The organism is Burkholderia sp. LAS2, assembly GCF_018417615.1.
GTDB lineage: Bacteria > Pseudomonadota > Gammaproteobacteria > Burkholderiales > Burkholderiaceae > Burkholderia > Burkholderia sola.
In genome coordinates, this window is record NZ_CP071054.1 from 570,299 (window position 1) to 591,357 (window position 21,059).

Consider the following 21,059-nt stretch of genomic DNA (forward strand, 5'->3'; position numbering starts at 1 on the left):
CTGCGGTTTTTGACGGTGATTAAATGATTCTCATTGAACGGTCACCGATCGTCGTTGCGGAAATGCTCGAGAAGGATCCGATGAAACTGGAATCGTACTGGCTGGATACCCGCCCCGCGTTTCGCGACGGCAGCGTTGGCCCCGTCGAAGGGCGGGCCGACGTCGTCGTGATCGGCGGCGGGTTCACCGGTTTGTCGGCGGCGCTCGCGCTCGCGCAGCGCGGCGTTTCGGTGGTCGTGCTCGAAGCCGCGCAGGTCGCGGGCGAAGCGTCTGGCCGCAACGGCGGCCAGTGCAATACGGGCGTCGCGCAGGACTACGCGTCGCTGGCCGCCCGCATTGGCGCCGCGCAGGCGAAGCAGTTTTATCTCGCATACGAAAGCGCGGTGAAGAGCGTCGAGACGATCGTGACCGAACAGGCGATCGATTGCGATTTTCGGCGCGCCGGCAAGCTGAAGCTCGCCGCGAAGCCACAGCATTTCGCGGGGCTCGAAAAGACCTTCAACGCATTGCGGCGCGACGTCGATCCGGATATCGAACTGATCGAACCGTCGCGGATCCGCGACGAAATCGCATCCGACGGCTTCTACGGCGGGCTCCTGCAGCGCAACGGCGCACAGATGCACATGGGCAAGTTCGGCGTCGGCCTCGCGCAAGCGGCCGTGCGGGCCGGCGCACGCGTGGTCGAGCACGCGGCCGTCACGCAGATCGACCGGCTCGACGGCGAGCGCCACCGGATCACCAGCACCCGCGGCACGATCGTTGCCGACCGCGTTCTGGTCGCCACCGGCGCATCGCAGCACGGGCCGTTCGCGTGGTTCCGGCGACGCATCGCGCCGGTCGGCAGCTTCATCGTCGTGACCGAGCCGCTGCCGGATGCGCAGCTGAACCGGCTGTTTCCGCATCGCCGCGCCTACGTGACGTCGCGCCAGATCGGCAACTACTTCCGCGTGACGCCCGACAACCGGCTGCTGTTCGGTGGCCGCGCGCGTTTCGCGATGTCGAGCCCGCGCTCCGACGCGAAGAGCGGCGACGTCCTGCGCGCCGGCATGGCCGGCTACTTCCCGGAACTGGCCGGCGTGCGGCTCGACTACTGCTGGGGCGGGCTGGTGGACATCACCGCCGACCGGCTGCCGCGCGCGGGCCAGCACGACGGGCTCTATTACTCGATGGGCTACAGCGGCCACGGCGTGCAGATGTCGGTGCACATGGGCCGCGTGATGGCCGACGTGCTGTATGGCGCGGCCGCGTCGAACCCGTGGCGCGAGCTCGACTGGCCGGCGATACCCGGCCATTTCGGGCACGCGTGGTTTTTGCCGCTCGTCGGCGCGTATTACCGGATGCAGGATTTCCTGCATTGAAGCGCGCGCCGGGAGAATTCGACATGACAGTGCAATTCGTTGGCTCGCCGCGTGTCGCGCGGCCCGTGTCGCCGGCGATCGGCGACGTGCTGCGCACGATCGACGCGTCGTTCGCGCAGCCGCTGAACCTCGACACGCTCGCGGCGGTGGCCGGGTTGAGCGTGTCGCGCTTCACCGCGCGCTTTCGCAGCGAAACCGGGCTGTCGCCGCACCGGTATCTGTGTCTCGTGCGGATACGGCGGGCGCAGGACCTGTTGCGCGCCGGTCTCGCGCCGTCGGTCGTCGCGACCGACGTCGGCTTCTTCGATCAGAGCCATCTGTGCCGGCATTTCCGGCGCGTGCTCGGGATCACGCCGCGCGATTACATGGTCGCCCGTACGGGCGGCGCACCGGTGCGAGCGCCATCGACGCGCATGCGCGCCGAACGCCGCGATGCATCGTGTCACGCGGCGTAAGCACACGTATGGACGACATGCCCCGCTGAGGATTTTCCGGCAGGCGAGCCGGCGAACGACGATTTCCGATATCGCGTGACCGCTTTCGAACGAATCCGTCACGCACTGCACAGGAGCAGAAATGACCGCAGTTTTCGTGTTGCACCGGGCCGACGGCGCACCGTCTTCCACCGCATTCAGCAAGCAGGCGCTCGGCGCGAGCGATCCGTTCGCGTCGCATCGCGAGATCGCGTGGGAAGGCCCCGACGCGATGGCCGCGGGGCGCATCGGCTTCGTGGGCGAACTGGATGTGCCGAGCTTTCCGCACATCGAAACCCTCGTCGTCGTCCAGGGCGAGTTGACGCTCGAAGCGCCCGGGGCCGCACCGCTGGTGGTCGGCCCTGGGCAAGGCGCCGTGATCGGCTGCGGCACCGCGCTGCGTATCGCCGCGGCATCGCCGGTACTGCTGATGTTCTGCGCGGCAACGTGCGAGACACCGACGAAACGCGGCATCTTCGCGCTGCACGCCGACGCGAACTTCAAACCGTCCGCCACGCTGCCGGCCGAGGTGCTGCTCGGCCCCGCGCCGCAATGCCGCAGCGACAACGTGTTCACCGACGACGGCGCCGGGTACTGCGCGGGCACGTGGGATTCGACGCCGTATCACCGGATCGTCCGGCCGCATCGCGCGAACGAGTTCATGTTCCTGCTGGACGGCGGCGTCCGGTTCGCGGCGCCCGACGGCAGCGTGCAGTCGCTGGGCACCGGCGACGCGCTGTTCGTGCCGCGCGGCGCGTCGATCGGGTGGGAAAGCAGCGAACGCGTCGCGAAGTTCTACGTGATGCAGAACGTCAAACCCTCCACCGAACGAGACTGAGCATGTCCCCTCCGCTGCGCCATATCGAAACCTTGTCCACGCCGCCGGCCGCGGCCGACGTCGTCGTGATCGGCGGCGGCATCATCGGCGTCTTCACCGCCTACTATCTGGCCCGCCGCGGCATATCGGTCGCGCTCGTCGAGAAAGGGCGCATCGGCGCCGAACAGTCGAGCCGCAACTGGGGCTGGTGCCGCCAGCAGAACCGCGATGCGCGCGAGTTGCCGATGGCGAGCAAGAGCATCGATCTGTGGGAACGCTTCGCCGCCGAATCCGGAGAAGACACCGGCTTTCATCGCTGCGGGCTGCTGTATCTCAGCAACGACGAGGCCGAGCTGTCCCGCTGGGCCAGCTGGGGCGAATTCGCGAAGACCGCCGGTGTGACCACATACATGCTCGACAGCAAGCAGGCCGCCGAGCGCGGACGGGCGACCGGGCAGCAGTGGAAGGGCGGCGTGTTCTCGCCGACCGACGGCACGGCCGATCCGGGCAAGGCCGCGCCGGCCGTGGCCGCCGCGCTGATCAAGCTGGGCGGCAGTGTCCACCAGCACTGCGCGGCGCGCGGCATCGAGCTCGAAGGCGGCCGTGTCGCGGGCGTCGTCACCGAGGCGGGCGTCATCAAGACGCGAACGGCCGTGATGGCCGGCGGCGCATGGGCGTCGTCGTTCTGCCGCCAGCTCGGCATTCGCTTTCCGCAAGCGTCGATCCGTCAGTCGATCCTGAGCGTGTCGCCCGTCGACACGCCGTTGCCGGATGCGATGTACACGTCCGGCGTGTCCATCACGCGCCGCAGCGACGGACGCTACGCATTGGCGATCAGCGGCCGCGCGCGCGTGGACCTGACGCCGCAGTTCCTGCGCTTCGCGCCGCAATTCGTGCCGATGTTCGCGAAACGCTGGCGCAATCTGCTGCCGGGCGGCCTCGAAGGCGTGCGTGGCGGCCATGAAACGTTGAAGCGCTGGCGCCTCGACGCGCCGACGCCGATGGAAGCCGTACGCATTCTCGATCCGAAGCCCGACATGCCGACGATCACCGAAACGTACCGACGCGCGTCCGAACTGCTGCCCGAACTGCGCGAAGCGAAGATCACGCACGCGTGGGCCGGGTTCGTCGACAGCACGCCGGACGGCGTGCCGGGCATCGGCGAAGTGCCGGGCGTGCCGGGGCTCATCCTCGCGGCGGGGTTTTCGGGTCACGGCTTCGGGATCGGCCCGGGCGCCGGGCACCTGATCGCCGATCTCGCATCCGGTGCGCAACCTTTCGTGGACCCGGCGCCGTACCGGCCCGGCCGGTTCAGCGAGTCCGCATGGGGCAAGGTCGCCGATTTTTGATGCAACGCCGTTACATGGATGAGCGGTCGCCTGAGTACGACGCGCATCGAGCCGGACCGCCCACGAGCGGCCGGATCGGTGCGGCGAACGTTCGCCGGTCCGTCAGTGCGATGCGACAGCTTGGGAGTGCGTGATGCGTTTCAGTTCGTACTGGCTCGATACGTCGGAGCCATTCGTGAGCCACTCGCCGGAATTGCCCGACGGCAGCTGCGACGTGCTGGTGGTGGGCGGCGGGATCACCGGTTCGGCCGCCGCGCTGGCGCTGGCCAAGAAGGGCGCGCGCGTGATCGTCTGCGAGGCGGGCACCGTCGGCCAGGCGGCGTCGGGCCGCAACGGCGGCATGTGCAACAACGGCTTCGCGCAGGATTACGCGTCGCTGTCGCAACGTCTCGGTACGGAACTGGCGAACCGGCTCTATCTGGCGTTCGACGCGGGCGTCGACACGGTCGAGCGGCTCGTGAAAGAAGAGTCGATCGATTGCCATTTCGCCCGCACCGGCAAGCTGAAGCTCGCGGCGAAGCCCGAGCACTACGACAAGCTCGCGCGCAGCCAGGCATTGCTCGCGGCGAGCGTGGACCCCGACACGCGCCTGGTGACGAAGGCCGAGCTGCGCGACGAGATCGGCTCGGATCGTTATCACGGCGGGCTGCTGTTCGGCAAGAGCGCGGGGATGCATGTCGGCCGTTACGTACGCGGCCTGGCGCGCGCTGCGCAGGCGCGCGGCGCGCACATCGTCGAGCAGGCGCCGGTGCTGGAATTGAAGCGGGACACGCGCGGCACCTATGCGGCGCGCACCCCGCTCGGCGAAATCCGTGCGCGCCAGGTGCTGCTCGCGAGCGGCATTTCGCACGTCGGGCCGTTCGGCTGGATTCGCCGCAGGGTCGTGCCCGTGGGCGCCTTCATCATCGTCACCGAGCCGTTGCCGCGCGAGCTGCTCGATCGCCTGCTGCCGACACGCCGGATGGCCACCGACACGAAGAACTTCGTCAACTTCTTCCGGACGACGCCCGACGGCCGTCTGCTGTTCGGCGGCCGCGCGCGGTTCGCGACGTCGAATCCGCGTTCGGACGAAAAGAGCGGCGCGATCCTGCGGCGTCAACTGGCCGCCGTGTTTCCCGGGCTGGCCAGCGTACGCATCGACTACTGCTGGGGCGGGATGGTCGACATGACGGCCAACCGGCTGCCGCGCGCGGGCGAGCGCGACGGCGTTTACTACTCGATGGGCTATAGCGGCCACGGCACGCACATGGCCACGCTGATGGGCACGTTGATGGCCGAGATCATGGACGGACGCGCCGACCTCAACCCGTGGAAAGATTTCGACTGGCCCGCGATTCCGGGCCACTTCGGCAAACCGTGGTTCCTGCCGTTCGTCGGCGCCTGGTATCGACTCAAGGACTCTTTTCAATGAATTCCCCTGTTGTTCACCTGCTGCAAGCCGGCCGGCTCGAGCGTTTCTTCATCGACGGCGACTGGGTGTTGCCCGACGGCAGCGACCGGTTCGCAGTCGTCAGTCCGTCCACCGAGGACACGCTGGGCGAGATCCCGCTCGGCAGTGCGCGCGACGCCGACCGCGCGGTGCAGGCCGCGCGCCGCGCGTTCGAACGCTGGTCCGCGACGTCGCCGCAGGAACGCGCGGCGCTGCTCGACCGCGTGCATGCGCTGATGCTGGAGCGCGCCGAACTGTTCGCCGCCGCGCTCGCGATGGAAATGGGCGCACCGATCGGCTATGCGCGTGCCGCGCACGTGCCGCTCGCGGCCGAACATATCCGCGTCGCACGCGACAACCTCGCGCGCTACCCGTTCATCGAGCGGCGCGGAACGACCGCGGTCGCGCGCGAGCCGATCGGCGTGTGTGCGCTGATCACGCCGTGGAACTGGCCGATCTACCAGATCACCGCGAAGGTCGGGCCGGCGCTCGCGGCCGGCTGCACAGTGGTGCTGAAGCCGAGCGAGCTGTCGCCGCTCAGCGCGCTGCTGTTCGCGGAAGTGCTCGTCGACGCGGGCGTGCCCGCCGGCGTCTTCAACCTCGTGAGCGGCAGCGGCGAAACGGTGGGCGCGGCGCTTTCGTCGCACCCGGAGGTCGACATGGTGTCGATCACCGGCTCGACGCGCGCCGGCGTGCTCGTCGCGCAGGCGGCCGCGCCGACCGTCAAGCGCGTCGCGCAGGAACTGGGCGGCAAGTCGCCGAACATCGTGTTGCCGGACGCGGACCTGTCGCGTGCGGTCCCGCCCGGCGTGGCCGCCGCGTTCCGCAACATGGGGCAGTCGTGCAGCGCGCCGACCCGCATGATCGTGCCGCGCGCCGTGCTCGGCGAGGTCGAGGCACTGGCCGTCGCGGCGATGCAAACGCTCGTCGTCGGCGATCCGTTCGACGAGGCCACGACGCACGGGCCGCTGGCCAATCGCGCACAGTTCGGGCGGGTTGCGCAGATGATCGACGTGGGCATCGACGAACGCGCGAAGCTGATCGCCGGCGGCCCCGGCCGGCCCGCGGGTCTCGAGCGCGGCTTTTATGCGCGGCCGACGATTTTCTCCGAGGTGCGCACCGACATGGCGATCGCGCAGCAGGAGATCTTCGGCCCGGTGCTCGCGATCCTGCCTTACGACACCGTCGACGAAGCGATCGCGATCGCGAACGATACGGTCTACGGGCTCGGCGCGCACGTGCAGGGCACCGACAAGGACCGCGTACGCGCGGTGGCCGCCCGCATCCGCGCGGGGCAGGTGCATCTGAACTACCCGGCATGGGACCCTCAGGCGCCGTTCGGCGGGTACAAGCAGTCGGGCAACGGCCGCGAGTACGGGATCGAAGGGATGGAGGAGTACATGGAGATCAAGTCGATCGTCGGCTTTTACGACTGACGCAGTCGCTGCGCGCGATTCGCGCCGGCAGTACAGTTCGAAGCCCGCTACATTCCGAAGGTGCCGAAATTGGACAACCCCGTGATTCCCGACACATCGCTGCAAACGCATCACGCGCACTGGGCGAAGCTGCGCCGCGATCTGCATGCGCATCCCGAATTGCGATTCGAAGAACACCGGACGGCGGACGTCGTCGCCCGCGAGCTCGAGGCGCTCGGCTATGCGGTGTCGCGCGGGCTCGGCGGCACGGGCGTCGTCGCGAGCCTGCCCGGCGCGGATCCGCGCCGCGGCATCGTGCTGCGCGCCGATCTGGACGCGTTGCCGATCCACGAAGCCAACGACTTCGCGCACGCGTCGTGCACGCACGGGATCATGCATGCGTGCGGCCATGACGGCCATACCGTGATGTTGCTCGGCGCCGCACGCGTGCTGAAGGAACTGCCGCAGTTGCCGGGCACCGTCCATTTCGTGTTTCAGCCGGGCGAAGAGGGCGGCGCGGGCGCGCGCAAGATGATCGACGACGGGCTGTTCGAGCAATACCCGACGGAAGCGGTATTCGGCATGCACAACTGGCCCGGTCTGCCGGCCGGGCATTTCGGGTTGCGCACCGGCCCGATCATGGCCGCGGGCTCGCGCTTCAGGATCACGGTGACGGGCAAGGGCGCGCACGCGGCGCAGCCGCATCTGGGCATCGATCCGGTGCCGCTCGCGTGCTCGATGGTGCTGCAGTGCCAAACCATCGCAGCGCGGCACAAGGACCCTGTCGACCCGGCGGTCATTTCCGTCTGCATGTTCCATGCGGGCACGACGGACAACGTGATTCCGGACACCGCCGAGCTGCGCGGCACGATCCGCACGCTGTCGTCGGCGTTGCAGCAGAAGCTGCAGCGCGACGTGCGGCTCGCGTGCGAAGGGCTCGCGGCGGCCTATGGCGCGCAGGTCGACGTGGAGTTTTTTCAGTACTACCCGGCGACGGTCAACACGCCGGCCGAGACGGCGCTGTGCGAAGCGGTGATTCGCGATACGTTCGGCGAGGCGCGCGTCGAGCGCGACGTGCCGCCGAACATGACGTCCGAGGACTTCGGCTTCATGCTGGAGGAACGGCCGGGTGCGTACGTGCTGATCGGCAATGCGAAGGACGGCGCGGCCTCACCGGCGCTGCATCACCCGAAATACGACTTCAACGACGACATCATTCCGGCCGGCGTCCGGTACTGGGTCGCGTTGGCGCAGCATTACTTCGCGCGATCGCGATGATGCGCGAAGCCGGCATTGAAGTCGGGCCGTGGCGCACGACGACACTTTTGTAACGATTGCTTGATGAAACAGGAAAACGAGATGAACGATTCCGACACGATGCCGGCGCTTCGCTACCGGCGCTTCACCGCCGCGGACGTCCCCGCGGCCCACGCGCTCTCGGTGGCGCTTCGCTGGCCGTTCAGGGCGGAAGACTGGCAGTTTTCCGCCGACACGTCGACCGCATTCGCGGCCGAGGAAAACGGCGTGGTGATCGGCACGGCGATGTGCTGGAAGTACGGTGCGGATCGCGCCGCGATCGGGCATGTGATCGTGTCCGACGCGCATCAGGGGCGAGGCATCGGCCGCAAGCTGATGGAGATCCTCATCGACGAACTTGGGCCGCGCATCACGTTTCTGCATGCGACGCCGGCCGGCCGGCCGCTGTACGAGAAGCTGGGTTTCAACGTGTGCGGATCGTTGAGCCAGTATCAGGGGAACGTGGTGCAGCCGGCCGACGTGGTCCTGCCCGAAGGCGTGCGGCTGCGGGCAGGATCGCCGGCCGACTGGCCGCGCCTCGTCGAGCTGGACGCACGCGCGTCCGGGCTCCAGCGCGATGCGCTGATGGCCGCGCTGTTCCAGCGCGGTGAAAGCGTCGTGCTCGAACGCGATGGCGAGGTGGTCGCGTTTTCGGTGCTGCGGCGCTTCGGTCGCGGCGACGTGATCGGTCCGGTGGCGGCGCCGCGCGCGAGCGACGATGCGTATGCGAAGGCGCTCGTCAGCCATTGGCTGACGCAACGGGAAGGCGAATTCGTCCGCATCGACGTGCCGGACGGGACCGGCTTGCCGGACTGGCTGGCCGAACAGGGTTTGGCGCGGGTCGATACGTGTTCGAAGATGGTGCGCAACGCGCCGGCGTCGGCGCACGAAGGGCCGTCCGACCCCGTCTGCGGACAGTACGCACTCGTCAGTCAGGCGATGCTGTAGCCCCCGGCCGCACGCGCGGGCTTGCCTCGCGCGTGCGGTGACGTCAGTGCGTCCGGCCCAGTTGCTCGTCGATCGCGCGGGTCAACGGCGACTGCCCGTCTCCGGTGTGCCGCGTCTGCACGGGCTCGATCAGCACGATCCAGCATTCATCGTCGGCGACCGGGTTGTGCCGCGTGCCGCGCGGCACGACGTGCATCCAGTAGACGGGTGTAAGCGCTCGGCATCGCCCGGGACGCCGCTCAACGCGCCAGCGCGGCCACGAAGTCGCGATACGTCCGCAGCGGGCGGCCGAGGATCGCGGTCAGCCGCTCGACGTCGCCGGCCTCCGGCACCATCCCGTCGCTGACGTAGCGCTCGGCCATCAGCCGCATTTCGTACGCCATCCATTTCGGCATGAACGTCGCCAGATTGTCTTCGAACGGCGTGGGATCGTCGCCGCCATACGCAACGGGGCGGCCAAGCGTGTCCGACCAGATCGACGCCAGTTGCGTGCCGGTCAGCGTGTCGGGGCCCACCAGGTTGATGGTGTCGACCGGCAGCTTGCCCGGCGCATCGTTGCGGCGGATCAACTCGATCGCCGCGACTTCCGCGATGTCGCGCACGTCGACCATCGCGACGCCCTTGCCGCCGATCGGCATCGGGTACACGCCGTGCCCGACGATCACGTCCTTCACCATCGATTCGTTGTCCATGAAATACGCGGGCCGCAGGATCGTCGCGCCGAAGCCCATCTGCTCGATCATCCGCTCGGCGCCGAATTTCACCGCGAAGTGCGGCACGTTCACGAAGTGGTCGGCATGCAGGACCGACAGATAGACGACGCGCTCGATGCCCGCTTCGCGGGCCAGGTTCAGCGCGATCAGCGCCTGCGTGAATTCGTCGCCCGCCACGCCGTTGAGCAGGAACAGCGTGCGCACGCCGGAGAAGGCCGCCCGCAGCGCGTCGACGTCGAGCATGTCGCCCTGCACGACGGTCACGGCCGCCGGAAAATCGGCCTTGGCCGGATCGCGCACCAGCACGCGCACGTCGGCGCCGCGATCGACGAGTTGACGGACGACCTGGCGGCCCACACGGCCGGTGGCGCCGGTAACGAGAATGGTCATGATGTTCACTCCTGAGATAACGATGGGATTGACTGCCCACGTAAGTTATGTGATCCACCTATGATCCGGAAGATGTGATAAATAGACATGTCGTCTCACTGGTGGAACACATGGACCTGCTCGCTCTCGCCGATTTCAATCTCGTCGCCCGCCATGGCAGCTTCGGGGAGGCTGCGCGGGTCGCGGATCGCCCGAAGGCGACGCTGTCGCGCCGCGTCGCGGAACTGGAGAACAGCCTGTCGCTGCGTCTGTTCGAGCGCGGCTCGCGCGGCGTGAAGCTCACGCAGGAAGGGCGCGCGCTCTACGAGCGGACGGGCGCGCTGCTCGCGGAGCTGGCCGACAGCGCGTCGGCGATCGCAGCGGGGAGCGAGCGGCCGCGCGGCCGGCTGCGCATCAGCGCGCCGATGCTGTTTTCCCAGTTCGCGATGGGCAAGCTGGTGGCGACGTTCGCGCTGAGATACCCGGACGTCCGGCTGGAGGTGACGACCGAAGACCGGCCCGTCGACATGATCGAGGAAGGGTACGACCTCGTGATTCGCGTGAACCCGGACCCCGACGAGAACCTGATCGGGCGCGTGTTCCTGCGCGACCGGCTGGTCGTCGTCGCGCGGCCCGAACTGCCGCGGCCGGCCGGCGACGCGCCCGCACCGGCCGTGGTGCGCGGCGCGAACGACACGCGCACTGCCTGGGAGGTCGCCGGGCCGGCCGGGACGGCGCGCATCCCGATCGACCCCGTGGCACGGCTGTCGTCGCTGAGCATGGTGCGCGATACGGTCCGCCTCGGCCTGGGCGCCGCGTGCCTGCCGGCGTCACTGGTGAGCCGCGACCTGGCCGCCGGCACGCTCGTCAGTTGGGGCGACGTGCCGGGTTCCGATATCGCGCTGTGGGCGCTGTATCCGTCCAGGCGATTATTGAGCACGCGCGTGTCCGCGTTTCTCGATCACCTGAAGGACGCGTTTCCGTCAGGTGAGCCGGAAGAACTGGCCGCGTATATCGAACCCGGGCAGTGAAACGGCCACGGTCGAGGCGCGCACGCGCGTCGCCGCGACGTCCTGAGCGGAATGCCGTCGCGATCGGCAGCGCGCGTGCCGCCGTCCGTCCCGATCCGAACCGCCGCGTTCACGCCGGCTCGGGCTGCGCGCAACACACGCGGTTCCGGCCTTCGCGCTTCGCGCGGTAGAGCGCCATGTCCGCCTGGTGCGTCAGCGCGAGCATGGAAGCGTGCCGCGCGCGCCGGCCGGTCGCACAGCCGATGCTGACGGTGAAAGGCGGAACGGTTTCCGCAAACCCGTCGAGCCGGTTGCGTTCCACCTCGCGGCGAATCGCTTCGGCGACCCGCGCGGCGCCGTTTTCATCCGTATCGGGCAACACCGCGACGAATTCCTCGCCGCCGTAGCGCGCGGCGAGGTCACCGCGCCGCCGCGTATGCGCGCGGATGCATTCGGCGAGAAAGCGCAGCGCGGTGTCGCCCTGCGCATGCCCGTGCCGGTCGTTGTACTGCTTGAAGTGATCGGCGTCGATGAACAGCACCGACAGGGTGCCGCCGCTGCCGCGCTGCAACCGCTCCCATTCGTCGGCCAGCGCGGTATCGAGCGCGCGACGATTGCGCAATCCGGTCAACGGATCGGTACGCGTGAGATCGGTCAGCAGCGTCTGCTTGCGGAAATTGTCGCGCAACGCGAAGGCCAGCAGCCAGACCACCGCACCGAACAATGCGCAGATCACGGATGCCGACACGCCGACCGTCCACGACAGGCGCCGGATGCCGGCCAGCACGTCGTGTTCGGCCGGCGCGACGACCGCGATCAACGGGGTGCCCGGTATCCGCTGGTAGGTATACAACCGCACGATGCCGTCGATGCTCGAACGCGCGGGATAGAAGCCGGATTCGCTGTTTACCATCCGCTTGAAGGAGGTCGAGCGACGCAGGAGGTTCATCTGGCCTTCGTTCAACGACGGGTTTCTCGCGAGGATCGTGCCGTCCGCGCGCACGATCGCGCTGACCCCGTTCGGCCCGACATCGAGGCGGGACAGCAACTGCTCGAAGTAGGCGAGATCGACGGCGACGACCGCGATCCCGTCGAACGCATGATCCGGCCGCTCGATGCGTCGCGACAGCGCGATGGATTCCTTGCCGCCGCGCGAGCGTGCGCGGTAGGGCTGGGAGACGTAGAGCCCGACGTTGTCCGCATCGCGATGGACCTTGAAGTAGTCGCGATCGGCGAAGTCCCACCGGTGGGTCGTGCTGCAGCATCCGTCGATCAGCCGGCCGCGACTGTCGGTCACGCCCATGCCGGTCACGTATAGCGCGGCGGTGCGCTCGAACAGCAGGTCGTGCCGCAACCCGGCGTCCATGCGCTGCACGGCCGGCTTGCCGAGGTCGGCCGCCAGCGCGATCAGCGCGTTGTTCGACGTTTCGACCGTCCTCGCGATCTGGCTCGCGAGCACGGCCGCGACGTTGCGCGACGTCTCGTGCGCATGCTCGACGACTTCGCTGCGCGCGACCCACAGCGTCACCGCGCTGATCGCGAGCGCCGCAAGCGACATCAGCGTGCCCAACGCGCCGACGACGAACGGGTGGCGTCCGGCCCAGTCGGCGATTTTCTCGATCGAAGTGAATGCGGGCATGCTCGCGCTCGTGTTGAGATGCCGGCTGCACTTGCGCCGGCGCGGGTCCAATTCCCGTTAACGGCACGGTTAACAAAAAATCGAGGCCGGCATGGCTGCCCGTCGACGACCACGGCCCGACGCGACGACGCAAACGTGTGCGGCCACGCGGCCATGCGGCGAGACGGCCCGGGCGCGGCCCCGGACCCGTGCAAATCACGTCGATTGATAACCACACTGCATCAATCCTTCCAAAAATCGCACTTATCGTTTGATCGATACCGCGCCAACATGCCGGAAAACGACAATCGACCAGCCCCTCCCGCGTATTCCAGGATTTTCAGGAGACACCCAGATGCACCCCTCGTCCAGCCTTCCGGCCGAACGCTCGAAGGCCGCCGCGATCTTTCGCGTCACGGCCGGCAACTTTCTCGAGCAGTTCGACTTCTTCCTGTTCGGCTTCTACGCCACGCAGATCGCCAACGTCTTCTTCCCCGCGCAAAGCGAGTTCGCATCGTTGATGATGACCTTCGCCGTGTTCGGCGCCGGCTTCCTGATGCGCCCGCTGGGCGCGATCGTGCTGGGCGCGTACATCGACGAGGTCGGCCGCCGCAAGGGGCTGATCGTCACGCTGTCGATCATGGCGAGCGGCACCATCCTGATCGCGTTCGTGCCGGGCTACGCGACGATCGGGCTGCTCGCGCCCGTGCTCGTGCTGATCGGCCGGCTGCTGCAGGGCTTTTCCGCGGGCGCGGAACTGGGCGGCGTGTCGGTCTATCTGGCCGAGCTCGCGACGCCGGGCCGCAAGGGCTTCTTCACGAGCTGGCAATCGGCCAGCCAGCAGGTAGCGATCGTCATCGCGGCGGGCCTCGGCTTCGCGCTCAATCAGTGGCTGAGCGCATCGCAGATCGGCGCCTGGGGATGGCGCGTGCCGTTCTTCGTCGGCTGCATGATCGTGCCGTTCATCTTCATGCTGCGCCGCAACCTGGAGGAAACCCAGGAGTTCAAGGCCCGCAAGCATCGTCCGGGCATGAAGGAAGTGTTCGGTACGCTGGTCCAGAACTGGGGCGTCGTGATCGCCGGCATGATGCTGGTCGCGATGACCACCACGAGCTTCTATCTGATCACCGTCTACGCGCCGACCTTCGGCAAGACCGTGCTGCATCTGAGCACCGCCGACAGCCTGCTCGTGACGCTGTGCGTCGGCGTGTCGAACTTCGTGTGGCTGCCGATCGGCGGGGCGCTGTCCGACCGGATCGGCCGCCGGCCGCTGCTGGTCGGCATGACGATGCTCACCGTCGTGACCGCGTATCCGGCGCTGTCGTTCCTCGCTCACGCGCCGTCGTTCGTCAACATGCTGCTCGTGCTGCTCTGGCTGTCGTTCATGTACGGGATCTACAACGGCGCGATGATCGTCGCGCTCACCGAAGTGATGCCGGTGCAGGTGCGCGTCGCGGGCTTCTCGCTCGCGTACAGCCTCGCGACGGCCGTGTTCGGCGGCTTCACGCCGGCCATCTCGACCGCGCTCATTCACGCGACGGGCGACAAGGCCGCACCGGGCTACTGGATGAGCTTCGCCGCCGTGTGCGCGCTGCTCGCGACGTTCGCGCTGTATCGTCACCGCACGGCGACGTTGACGCCCGCGCATTGATGTCCGGCCGATCCGGAACGTTCATTCCCACCCACGCATCCGCACGACCACGACCATGAGAAACCTGTTCCTGAAATACTGCGCGACCGCGCTCGTCGCCACCGCGGCGGTCGCGGCCAACGTCCAGGCCGCCGAACTGCACGTGATGAGCTCGGGCGGCTTCACCGCCGCGTACAAGGTGCTCGGCCCGCGGTTCGCGTCCACGACGGGCAATACGCTCGCGACCGCGCTCGGCCCGTCGATGGGCAAGTCGCCCGAAGCGATTCCGAACCGGCTCGCGCGCGGCGAGCCGGCCGACGCCGTGATCATGGTCGGCTACGCGCTCGACGATCTGATCAAGCAGGGCAAGGTCATCCCCGACTCGCGCGTCGATCTGGCCGACTCGCGCATCGGCATGGTCGTGCGCGACGGGGCGGCCAAGCCCGACATCAGCACCGCCGACGGCCTCAAGCAGGTGCTGCTGCACGCGAAATCGATCGCCTATTCGGACAGCGCGAGCGGCGTGTATATCGAACGCGAACTGTTCAAGAAGCTCGGGATCGAGGAACAGGTGAAGTCGAAGGCGAAGATGATCCCGCGGATTCCGGTGGCGTCGGTGGTCGCGAACGGCGACTACGAAATCGGCTTCCAGCAGGTCAGCGAGCTGCTGCCCGTCAAGGGCGCGACCTTCGTCGGCAAGATCCCCGAATCGCTGCAGTCCGTCACGCGCTTCGCCGCCGGCATCCCGGTCGGCGCGCAGCACCCCAAGGAAGCGAAGGCGCTGCTCGACTATCTTGCGTCGCCCGACGTGCAGGCCGACGTGAAGTCGACCGGCCTGGATTCCGTTTCCGCGCATTGAACCCGATCGACGGGAAGGCGCGCATCAGATCGTCTTCCCGTCACTCCCGCCGCCGTCTGCCGCGGCACTGTCTTCATCGGCCGCGTCCGGCAACGCCGGCCCGGCCGCCGCGAGCCGCTGCACCAGACGCGCGCGGTCGCACGCACCTTCCCACACCGACACGAAAATCACCGCGCACGCGTTGCTGATCACGCTGGTCAGCGCGCGCGCCTCCGACATGAAGCGGTCGATGCCGACCAGCAGCGCGACCCCGGCGACCGGCAGGTCGGGCATCACGGCGAGCGTCGCGACCAGCGCGACAAGCCCGCTGCCGGACACGCCGGCCGCCCCTTTCGACGTGACCAGCATGATCGCGAGCATCGTCGCGACCTGCGGCGCGGAAAGCGGGACGTCGCAAGCTTGCGCGATGAACAACGCCGCGAGCGTCAGATAGATCGCGGTGCCGTCGAGATTGAACGAATAGCCGGCCGGCAGCACGAGCCCCACGACGCCCTTGTCGCAGCCGAGCGCTTCCAGCTTGACGATCAGGCGCGGCAGGACCGGCTCCGTGGACGAGGTCGCGAGGACGATCAGCAACTCTTCGCGCAGGTAGCGCAGGAGCCGCCACAGCGCGAATCCGTGCAGTCGCGCGAGCGGGGCGAGCACCAGCGCGACGAACAGCGCGCAGGCCACGTAGAAGCACACCATCAGCTTCGCGAGCGAGCCGACCGAGCCGATCCCGAAGCGGCCCACCGTGAACGCCATCGCACCGAATGCGCCGAGCGGCGCGAGCCGCATGATCATCGCGAGCACGCGAAACACGATCTGCGCGATGCCGTCGATCAGCGCCAGCACGGGCCGGGCGGCGCGCGGATGCGCATTCAGCGAGAAGCCGAACAACAGCGACAGCAGCAGCACCGGCAACACTTCGCCGGTCGCGAACGCGCCGAGCATCGTGTCCGGAATCATGCCGAGCGCGAACGCCACGAGGCTGCGCGGCTCCGCATGCTTCGCATACGGCGCGAGGATGCTCGCATCCAGATGACGGACGTCGATATGCATGCCGGCGCCCGGTTGCAGCACGTAGGCGACGACGAGCCCGAACGCGAGCGCGGCGGCCGTCAACAGATAGAAAAGCGCCAGTGCGCGCACGATCGTGCGGCCGATGGCCCGCCCGTTCGACAGCGACGTGATGCCCGACACGATCGTGCAAAAGACGATCGGCGCGATGGTCATCTTCACGAGCGCGACGAACGCGTCGCTGAGCGGCTTGAGCATCGCGCCCGCCGCCGGCCACACGTGACCGATGCCGATGCCGAGCATCATCGCGAGCAGGACCTGCACGTACAGCGATTTGAACAGCCGGGTCCACCTCACGATGCAGCCTTCCTTCGTTTCCGTTCCGTCGTCGTCATGCCGATGTGCCGCCGCCGGCGTCGCCGCGCTTCGCGTCGACGATCATCCGGTGGAACGCCTCGGCGGCCGGCGTCAGCGAGCGCCCGCGCCGCTTGACGATACCCACGCGCCGCTTCACGGCCGGCTCGACGAGCGGCACGCTCGTGAGGACAGGGTGGTCATGCCCCGGCATCGCCATCGACGGCACCGCGGCGACGCCGAGCCCCGCCTCGATCAGCCCGAGCAGGGTCGTGACGTGGCGCGCCTCGCAGACGCTCGGCTTGCGCGGCGCGACGGCCGCCAATGCCTGGTCGAGCAGCAGGCGATTACCGGACGTCTTGTCCACCGACACGTAATCGTGCTCGTAAAGCTCGTTCCAGGTCACGCGCTTCTTGCGCGCGAGCGGGTGGTCGCGGCGACAGGCGGCGACGAACCGCTCCTGGAGCAGCACCTTGAACTCGACCTCCGCCTCCTGGCTGCCGATGAAGCTCACGCCGAAATCCGCCTCGCCGCTGATGACGGCGCCCAGCACTTCGTTGGCGCTGGCGTCGAGCAGCTTCACCCGGATGCGCGGAAAGCGCTGATGATAGCGGGCGATGATGGGCGGCAGGAAATAGTAGGCGACCGACGGCACGCACGCGATCGTCACATGGCCCAGGCGGCTCGACGACACGTCGCGGATGCCGAGCAGCGCGGCGTCGAGATCGTCGAGCAGTTGTTCGGCACTCTGCGCGAACACGCGGCCGACGGTGGTGAGCGCGACACGGCGCGTGGTGCGCTCGAAGAGCCGCACGCCGAGCGCGTCTTCGAGCTTGTCGATCCGGCGGCTCAACGCAGGCTGGGACAGGCTGACCGCTTCGGCGGCCTTGCGGAAACTGCCGGTTTCCACGACCGCGCGAAACGCCTGCAAGTCCGTCAAATCGAAATTGATGCCCACCGGTCGAACTCCGCCACTCAGATGCGCAGCATTTTGCATGATTCCGTGGGCGTCAGGCGTGTGGCGTCGTCGATGCGGCCGCGTTGGCGCGGCGCGGTGTGCGGCACGGCCGGCCGGAATCGCGCGGGCCGAGCCGCGAATCGGGCCGCCCGACGCCGCTTCCTGATGTACCGTATCGCTTTTGGGCGGGCAATGCGCCAGCGCTGGCGCAGCGCCGGGCCGCTCTCTTCAACGGATTCCAGCATGCGCATTCCGCCGCTCAAGGCCATCATCGCGTTCGAAAGCGTCGCCCGGACCAAAAGCGTGAACCGCGCGGCGGAAGAGCTCGGCCTGACCGCATCCGCCGTCAGTCATCAGCTCAGCAATCTTGAATCGCAGATCGGGCAGCCGCTGTTTCAGCGTTCGGGGCGCGGCCTCGTCCTCACGCCGACCGGCGAACGCTACCTGGCCGATGTCACCGGCTCGCTGGCCGATCTGAGCCGCGCGACCGAGCGCGCGTCGAGCCGAACCGAGGTCGATATCCTGCGCGTGCATTCGAGCCCGAGCTTCGGGCTGATGTGGCTGCTGCCGCGCCTGTCGTCGTTTCAGGAGGCGAACGGCGATATCCAGCTGAACCTCGCGTGCTCGTACGAAAACGTGTCGTTCTCGAACGGCTTCTACGATATCGACGTCCGGCACGGCTACGGCAACTGGGACAACCTCGAGGTCCGGACCGTGCGCGGCGAGTTCATCGCGCCGCTCGCGTCGCCGCGCTATCTCGAACGGCATCCGGTGAACGCGCCGGAAGACCTGCTCGCGCACCGGCTGATCTATTCCGAAACGCCGCTGGTCCAGTGGAAGCAGTGGTTCGGCCGGACCGGCGTGCCGTTGGCGGCGCAGAAGACCTTCGATTTTTCGTTCGACCGTTCGTACATGTCGCTCGAGACCGCCGCGCTCGGCCTCGGCATCGCGCTCGAAAGCCTGATGCTCGCGTCGGTGAGGATCCGCGAAGGGCTGCTGGTGCCGGTGTTCGGCGACGCCCATGCGGTCGAAGTCGGCGCGCATCATCTCGTTTACCCGCGGCAGAACGCGGAACTGCCGCGCGTGAAGCGCTTTCTGGCGTGGATCGAGCGGGAGGTCGCGGCGCACGGCGGGGCGGGCTGAGCGGCGCATCCGTGATTTTGCGTTGCAGCATCGGCGGGCCGCGCGCCGTCATCTGAATTTTTCTCAACTATGGCTGAGCGTTTCCGCGTTGATGCGGGTGTCCGGTGAGCCGACACTCCGGACAACACATCAACACAGGAGACAAGCGATGTTGCTCGACAACCGGACCATCATCGTCACCGGCGCCGCGTCGCCGCGCGGGATCGGCAAGGCCACGGCCCGCGCGCTGGCCGCGCAGGGCGCACGCGTGGCGATCCTCGACCTTCGCCGCGAGGATGCGGAAACGGCCGCCGCCGAACTCGGCGCCCGCCATCTCGGCCTCGCGTGCGACGTGACCGACCGCGACGCGTGCGCGGCGGCCGCTCGCGCGACGCTGGAGCACTTCGGCCGCATCGACGGTCTCGTCAACAACGCCGGCATCACGCAGCCCGTGCGCACGCTCGATATCTCGGCGCGTGATTTCGATGCGATCGTCGACGTGAACCTGCGCGGCACGCTGTACATGTCGCAAGCCGTGCTGCCCGCGATGCAGACGCAGCGCGGCGGCAGCATCGTCTGCATGTCGTCGGTGTCCGCGCAACGCGGCGGCGGCATCTTCGGCGGCCCGCACTACAGCGCCGCCAAGGCCGGCGTGCTCGGCCTCGCGAAGGCGATGGCGCGCGAATTCGGCGCCGACCGCATCCGCGTCAATTCGATCACGCCCGGCCTGATCCAGACCGACATCACCGGCGACAAGCTGACGCCCGACATGCGCGAGGACATCGTCAAGGGCATTCCGCTCGGCCGGCTCGGCGATGCCGCCGACGTCGCCCATGCGTGCCTGTTCCTGCTGAGCGACCTGTCGAGCTATCTGACGGGCATCACGCTCGACGTCAACGGCGGGATGCTGATTCACTGAGAACGGCGCCGCCCGATGCGCGGCGCCGACCATCATGCACCCGGGACAACCCGGGGCCATGGCAGGAGACAAGGATGAGAGCAAAGTACCCCGCATCGCCGGTCCATGGCGAGCCTCTGCAACGGAACGACGCGCAGACGTTCGAAGCGGCGACCTACGCGAAGGTCGCGCGCCGGCTGATCCCGTTTCTGATGTTGTGCTACCTCGGCGCGTATCTCGACCGCGTCAACGTCGGCTTCGCGAAACTGCAGATGCTCAACGACCTGCGCTTCAGCGAGACGGTCTACGGGATGGGCGCAGGCATCTTCTTCCTCGGCTATTTCCTGTTCGAGGTGCCGAGCAATCTGATCCTGCATCGCGTCGGCGCGCGCCGCTGGCTCGCGCGCATCATGCTGACCTGGGCCGTGATTTCGGCGAGCTTCGTGTTCGTCAAATCGCCCGCTGCGTTCTACGCGCTGCGGTTCCTGCTCGGCGTCGCCGAAGCCGGCTTCGCGCCGGGCGTGATCCTGTACCTCACGTACTGGTTCCCGTCGGCGCGGCGCGCGAAGGCGCTGTCGCTGTTCTTCATGGCGATTCCGCTCGCCGGGATCATCGGCGGGCCGCTGTCGGGCGCGATCATGCACTCGCTGCACGGCGCGATGTCGATGGCCGGCTGGAAGTGGCTGTTCCTGCTCGAGGCGCTGCCTTCGTTCGTGCTGGGCTTCGCGATCCTGCTGTATCTCGACGACGGCATCGCCGGCGCGAAGTGGCTGACCGACGCGGAAAAAGCCTTGCTCGCGCGCAACGTGTCGGCCGACGCCGCGCACACCACCGCCCATGTGTCGATTCGAACGTTCGTCGCGGATCGCCGCTTGTGGGTGATGGCCGCGATTTACTTCTGCGTGGTGCTCGGGCAGTACGGCCTCACGTTCTGGCTGCCGACGATCATTCGCAAGGCCGGCGTCGCCGATCCGCTGTGGGTCGGCCTGTTCACCGCGATTCCGTATGCCTGTGCAATCGTCGCGCTGCCGCTGATCGGCATCAGCGCGGATCGTCGCCGCGAGCGCCGCTTCCATCTCGCGGTGCCGATGCTGGTCGCGGCGGCGGGCTTCGCCACGTTGCCGATGCTCGGCAGCGTCGGCGCGTCGATCGTGTGCCTGAGCATCGCGTCGGCCGGCATCCTCGCGTCGTCGTCGCAGTTCTGGTCGCTGCCGACCGCGTTGCTGGGCGGGATGTCGGCGGCGGCGGGCATCGCCGCGGTCAACTGCTTCGCAAATCTAGCGGGTTTCTTCTCGCCGGCGATCGTCGGCTGGCTGAACGACCTGACCGGCAAGTCCACCGCGGGGCTCGTGTTCATCTCGGTCGCGATCGCGGCCGGTGCGCTGCTGGTGTTCGTCGTGCCCCGGTCCGTGAACCGCTGACAACCGCCGATTCATTTGCATTC

General features: G+C 68.0%; 19 protein-coding genes and 1 pseudogene. 14 read left to right on the forward strand and 6 right to left on the reverse strand.

Annotated elements, in window-relative coordinates; translation table 11 throughout:
* The first annotated feature begins 80 nt into the window (after window positions 1–80).
* The 8 genes from JYG37_RS31630 (at window position 81) to JYG37_RS31665 (ending at window position 9,085) form a co-directional block, all read left to right on the forward strand.
* Window positions 81–1,358: an NAD(P)/FAD-dependent oxidoreductase gene (locus tag JYG37_RS31630; protein WP_502776288.1), complete on the forward strand. Its 1,278-nt coding sequence runs from the start codon at window positions 81–83 to the stop codon at window positions 1,356–1,358.
* 23 nt (window positions 1,359–1,381) lie between these two features.
* Complete coding sequence (locus JYG37_RS31635; protein WP_050016963.1) at window positions 1,382–1,813, forward strand: helix-turn-helix domain-containing protein; 432 nt, start codon at window positions 1,382–1,384, stop codon at window positions 1,811–1,813.
* 121 nt (window positions 1,814–1,934) lie between these two features.
* The gene (locus JYG37_RS31640) at window positions 1,935–2,669 is read left to right on the forward strand and encodes a cupin domain-containing protein (RefSeq protein ID WP_089490408.1); all 735 of its coding nucleotides are present in this window, start codon (window positions 1,935–1,937) and stop codon (window positions 2,667–2,669) included.
* A 2-nt stretch (window positions 2,670–2,671) separates the two neighbouring features.
* Entirely contained in the window at window positions 2,672–3,997 is a 1,326-nt protein-coding gene (locus JYG37_RS31645; protein WP_050016878.1) for an NAD(P)/FAD-dependent oxidoreductase, read from the forward strand.
* 133 nt (window positions 3,998–4,130) lie between these two features.
* Entirely contained in the window at window positions 4,131–5,408 is a 1,278-nt protein-coding gene (locus tag JYG37_RS31650; RefSeq protein ID WP_213347057.1) for an NAD(P)/FAD-dependent oxidoreductase, read from the forward strand.
* Window positions 5,405–6,862: an aldehyde dehydrogenase family protein gene (locus JYG37_RS31655; protein WP_213347059.1), complete on the forward strand. Its 1,458-nt coding sequence runs from the start codon at window positions 5,405–5,407 to the stop codon at window positions 6,860–6,862. The genes JYG37_RS31650 and JYG37_RS31655 overlap by 4 nt, the downstream gene beginning before the upstream one ends.
* A 69-nt stretch (window positions 6,863–6,931) precedes the next feature.
* On the forward strand, window positions 6,932–8,119 hold the full coding sequence (locus JYG37_RS31660; RefSeq protein WP_050016884.1) for a M20 aminoacylase family protein: 1,188 nt from the start codon (window positions 6,932–6,934) through the stop codon (window positions 8,117–8,119).
* Between the two features lie 63 nt (window positions 8,120–8,182).
* Window positions 8,183–9,085: a GNAT family N-acetyltransferase gene (locus JYG37_RS31665; protein WP_089490406.1), complete on the forward strand. Its 903-nt coding sequence runs from the start codon at window positions 8,183–8,185 to the stop codon at window positions 9,083–9,085.
* Between the two features lie 43 nt (window positions 9,086–9,128).
* On the opposite strand, the pseudogene JYG37_RS31670 reads toward JYG37_RS31665, so the two are convergent.
* Both JYG37_RS31670 and JYG37_RS31675 read right to left on the reverse strand, forming a co-directional pair.
* Window positions 9,129–9,293, reverse strand: a pseudogene (locus tag JYG37_RS31670) (cupin domain-containing protein); the annotation flags it as partial.
* Between the two features lie 31 nt (window positions 9,294–9,324).
* Window positions 9,325–10,188: an SDR family oxidoreductase gene (locus JYG37_RS31675; protein ID WP_213347061.1), complete on the reverse strand. Its 864-nt coding sequence runs from the start codon at window positions 10,186–10,188 to the stop codon at window positions 9,325–9,327.
* Between the two features lie 110 nt (window positions 10,189–10,298).
* On the opposite strand from JYG37_RS31675, the gene JYG37_RS31680 reads away from it, so the two are divergent.
* Window positions 10,299–11,198 carry a LysR family transcriptional regulator gene (locus JYG37_RS31680; RefSeq protein WP_213347063.1) on the forward strand — a complete coding sequence of 300 codons (900 nt, stop codon included), beginning with the start codon at window positions 10,299–10,301 and terminating at the stop codon, window positions 11,196–11,198.
* A gap of 109 nt (window positions 11,199–11,307) precedes the next feature.
* On the opposite strand, the gene JYG37_RS31685 is transcribed toward JYG37_RS31680, so the two are convergent.
* On the reverse strand, window positions 11,308–12,816 hold the full coding sequence (locus JYG37_RS31685; RefSeq protein WP_176015961.1) for a GGDEF domain-containing protein: 1,509 nt from the start codon (window positions 12,814–12,816) through the stop codon (window positions 11,308–11,310).
* A gap of 334 nt (window positions 12,817–13,150) precedes the next feature.
* On the opposite strand from JYG37_RS31685, the gene JYG37_RS31690 reads away from it, so the two are divergent.
* Both JYG37_RS31690 and JYG37_RS31695 read left to right on the forward strand, forming a co-directional pair.
* Window positions 13,151–14,446, forward strand: coding sequence for an MFS transporter (locus JYG37_RS31690; RefSeq protein ID WP_089490404.1), 1,296 nt, complete (start codon window positions 13,151–13,153; stop codon window positions 14,444–14,446).
* A 55-nt stretch (window positions 14,447–14,501) separates the two neighbouring features.
* Complete coding sequence (locus JYG37_RS31695; RefSeq protein WP_050016896.1) at window positions 14,502–15,284, forward strand: substrate-binding domain-containing protein; 783 nt, start codon at window positions 14,502–14,504, stop codon at window positions 15,282–15,284.
* 24 nt (window positions 15,285–15,308) lie between these two features.
* On the opposite strand, the gene dctA is transcribed toward JYG37_RS31695, so the two are convergent.
* The 3 genes from dctA to JYG37_RS31710 are packed head-to-tail and all read right to left on the reverse strand — an operon-like array spanning window position 15,309 to window position 17,840.
* Entirely contained in the window at window positions 15,309–16,640 is a 1,332-nt protein-coding gene (gene dctA, locus JYG37_RS31700; protein ID WP_213347065.1) for a C4-dicarboxylate transporter DctA, read from the reverse strand.
* 34 nt (window positions 16,641–16,674) lie between these two features.
* Window positions 16,675–17,595 (reverse strand): LysR family transcriptional regulator, encoded by a 921-nt coding sequence (locus tag JYG37_RS31705; RefSeq protein WP_050016900.1) that lies wholly within the window; start codon window positions 17,593–17,595, stop codon window positions 16,675–16,677.
* 17 nt (window positions 17,596–17,612) lie between these two features.
* Entirely contained in the window at window positions 17,613–17,840 is a 228-nt protein-coding gene (locus JYG37_RS31710) for a hypothetical protein (protein ID WP_150126546.1), read from the reverse strand.
* On the opposite strand from JYG37_RS31710, the gene JYG37_RS31715 reads away from it, so the two are divergent.
* From JYG37_RS31715 to JYG37_RS31725, 3 genes are all read left to right on the forward strand, one after another.
* Entirely contained in the window at window positions 17,839–18,738 is a 900-nt protein-coding gene (locus JYG37_RS31715) for a LysR substrate-binding domain-containing protein (protein WP_089490401.1), read from the forward strand. The two genes, JYG37_RS31710 and JYG37_RS31715, sit on opposite strands and share 2 nt — an antisense overlap.
* A gap of 148 nt (window positions 18,739–18,886) precedes the next feature.
* Complete coding sequence (locus JYG37_RS31720; RefSeq protein WP_050016904.1) at window positions 18,887–19,636, forward strand: SDR family NAD(P)-dependent oxidoreductase; 750 nt, start codon at window positions 18,887–18,889, stop codon at window positions 19,634–19,636.
* 74 nt (window positions 19,637–19,710) lie between these two features.
* Window positions 19,711–21,036: an MFS transporter gene (locus tag JYG37_RS31725; RefSeq protein WP_124630191.1), complete on the forward strand. Its 1,326-nt coding sequence runs from the start codon at window positions 19,711–19,713 to the stop codon at window positions 21,034–21,036.
* Window positions 21,037–21,059 lie beyond the last annotated feature (23 nt).

What these genes read in the sequence shown, in the direction of transcription:
- JYG37_RS31630 (WP_502776288.1), top strand. Translation starts at nt 81, where the DNA reads ATGAAACTGGAATCGTACTGGCTGGATACCCGCCCCGCGTTTCGCGAC.
- JYG37_RS31635 (WP_050016963.1), top strand. Translation starts at nt 1,382, where the DNA reads ATGACAGTGCAATTCGTTGGCTCGCCGCGTGTCGCGCGGCCCGTGTCG.
- JYG37_RS31640 (WP_089490408.1), top strand. Translation starts at nt 1,935, where the DNA reads ATGACCGCAGTTTTCGTGTTGCACCGGGCCGACGGCGCACCGTCTTCC.
- JYG37_RS31645 (WP_050016878.1), top strand. Translation starts at nt 2,672, where the DNA reads ATGTCCCCTCCGCTGCGCCATATCGAAACCTTGTCCACGCCGCCGGCC.
- JYG37_RS31650 (WP_213347057.1), top strand. Translation starts at nt 4,131, where the DNA reads ATGCGTTTCAGTTCGTACTGGCTCGATACGTCGGAGCCATTCGTGAGC.
- JYG37_RS31655 (WP_213347059.1), top strand. Translation starts at nt 5,405, where the DNA reads ATGAATTCCCCTGTTGTTCACCTGCTGCAAGCCGGCCGGCTCGAGCGT.
- JYG37_RS31665 (WP_089490406.1), top strand. Translation starts at nt 8,183, where the DNA reads ATGAAACAGGAAAACGAGATGAACGATTCCGACACGATGCCGGCGCTT.
- JYG37_RS31675 (WP_213347061.1), bottom strand. Translation starts at nt 10,188, where the DNA reads ATGACCATTCTCGTTACCGGCGCCACCGGCCGTGTGGGCCGCCAGGTC.
- JYG37_RS31680 (WP_213347063.1), top strand. Translation starts at nt 10,299, where the DNA reads ATGGACCTGCTCGCTCTCGCCGATTTCAATCTCGTCGCCCGCCATGGC.
- JYG37_RS31685 (WP_176015961.1), bottom strand. Translation starts at nt 12,816, where the DNA reads ATGCCCGCATTCACTTCGATCGAGAAAATCGCCGACTGGGCCGGACGC.
- JYG37_RS31690 (WP_089490404.1), top strand. Translation starts at nt 13,151, where the DNA reads ATGCACCCCTCGTCCAGCCTTCCGGCCGAACGCTCGAAGGCCGCCGCG.
- JYG37_RS31695 (WP_050016896.1), top strand. Translation starts at nt 14,502, where the DNA reads ATGAGAAACCTGTTCCTGAAATACTGCGCGACCGCGCTCGTCGCCACC.
- JYG37_RS31715 (WP_089490401.1), top strand. Translation starts at nt 17,839, where the DNA reads ATGCGCATTCCGCCGCTCAAGGCCATCATCGCGTTCGAAAGCGTCGCC.
- JYG37_RS31710 (WP_150126546.1), bottom strand. Translation starts at nt 17,840, where the DNA reads ATGCTGGAATCCGTTGAAGAGAGCGGCCCGGCGCTGCGCCAGCGCTGG.
- JYG37_RS31720 (WP_050016904.1), top strand. Translation starts at nt 18,887, where the DNA reads ATGTTGCTCGACAACCGGACCATCATCGTCACCGGCGCCGCGTCGCCG.
- JYG37_RS31725 (WP_124630191.1), top strand. Translation starts at nt 19,711, where the DNA reads ATGAGAGCAAAGTACCCCGCATCGCCGGTCCATGGCGAGCCTCTGCAA.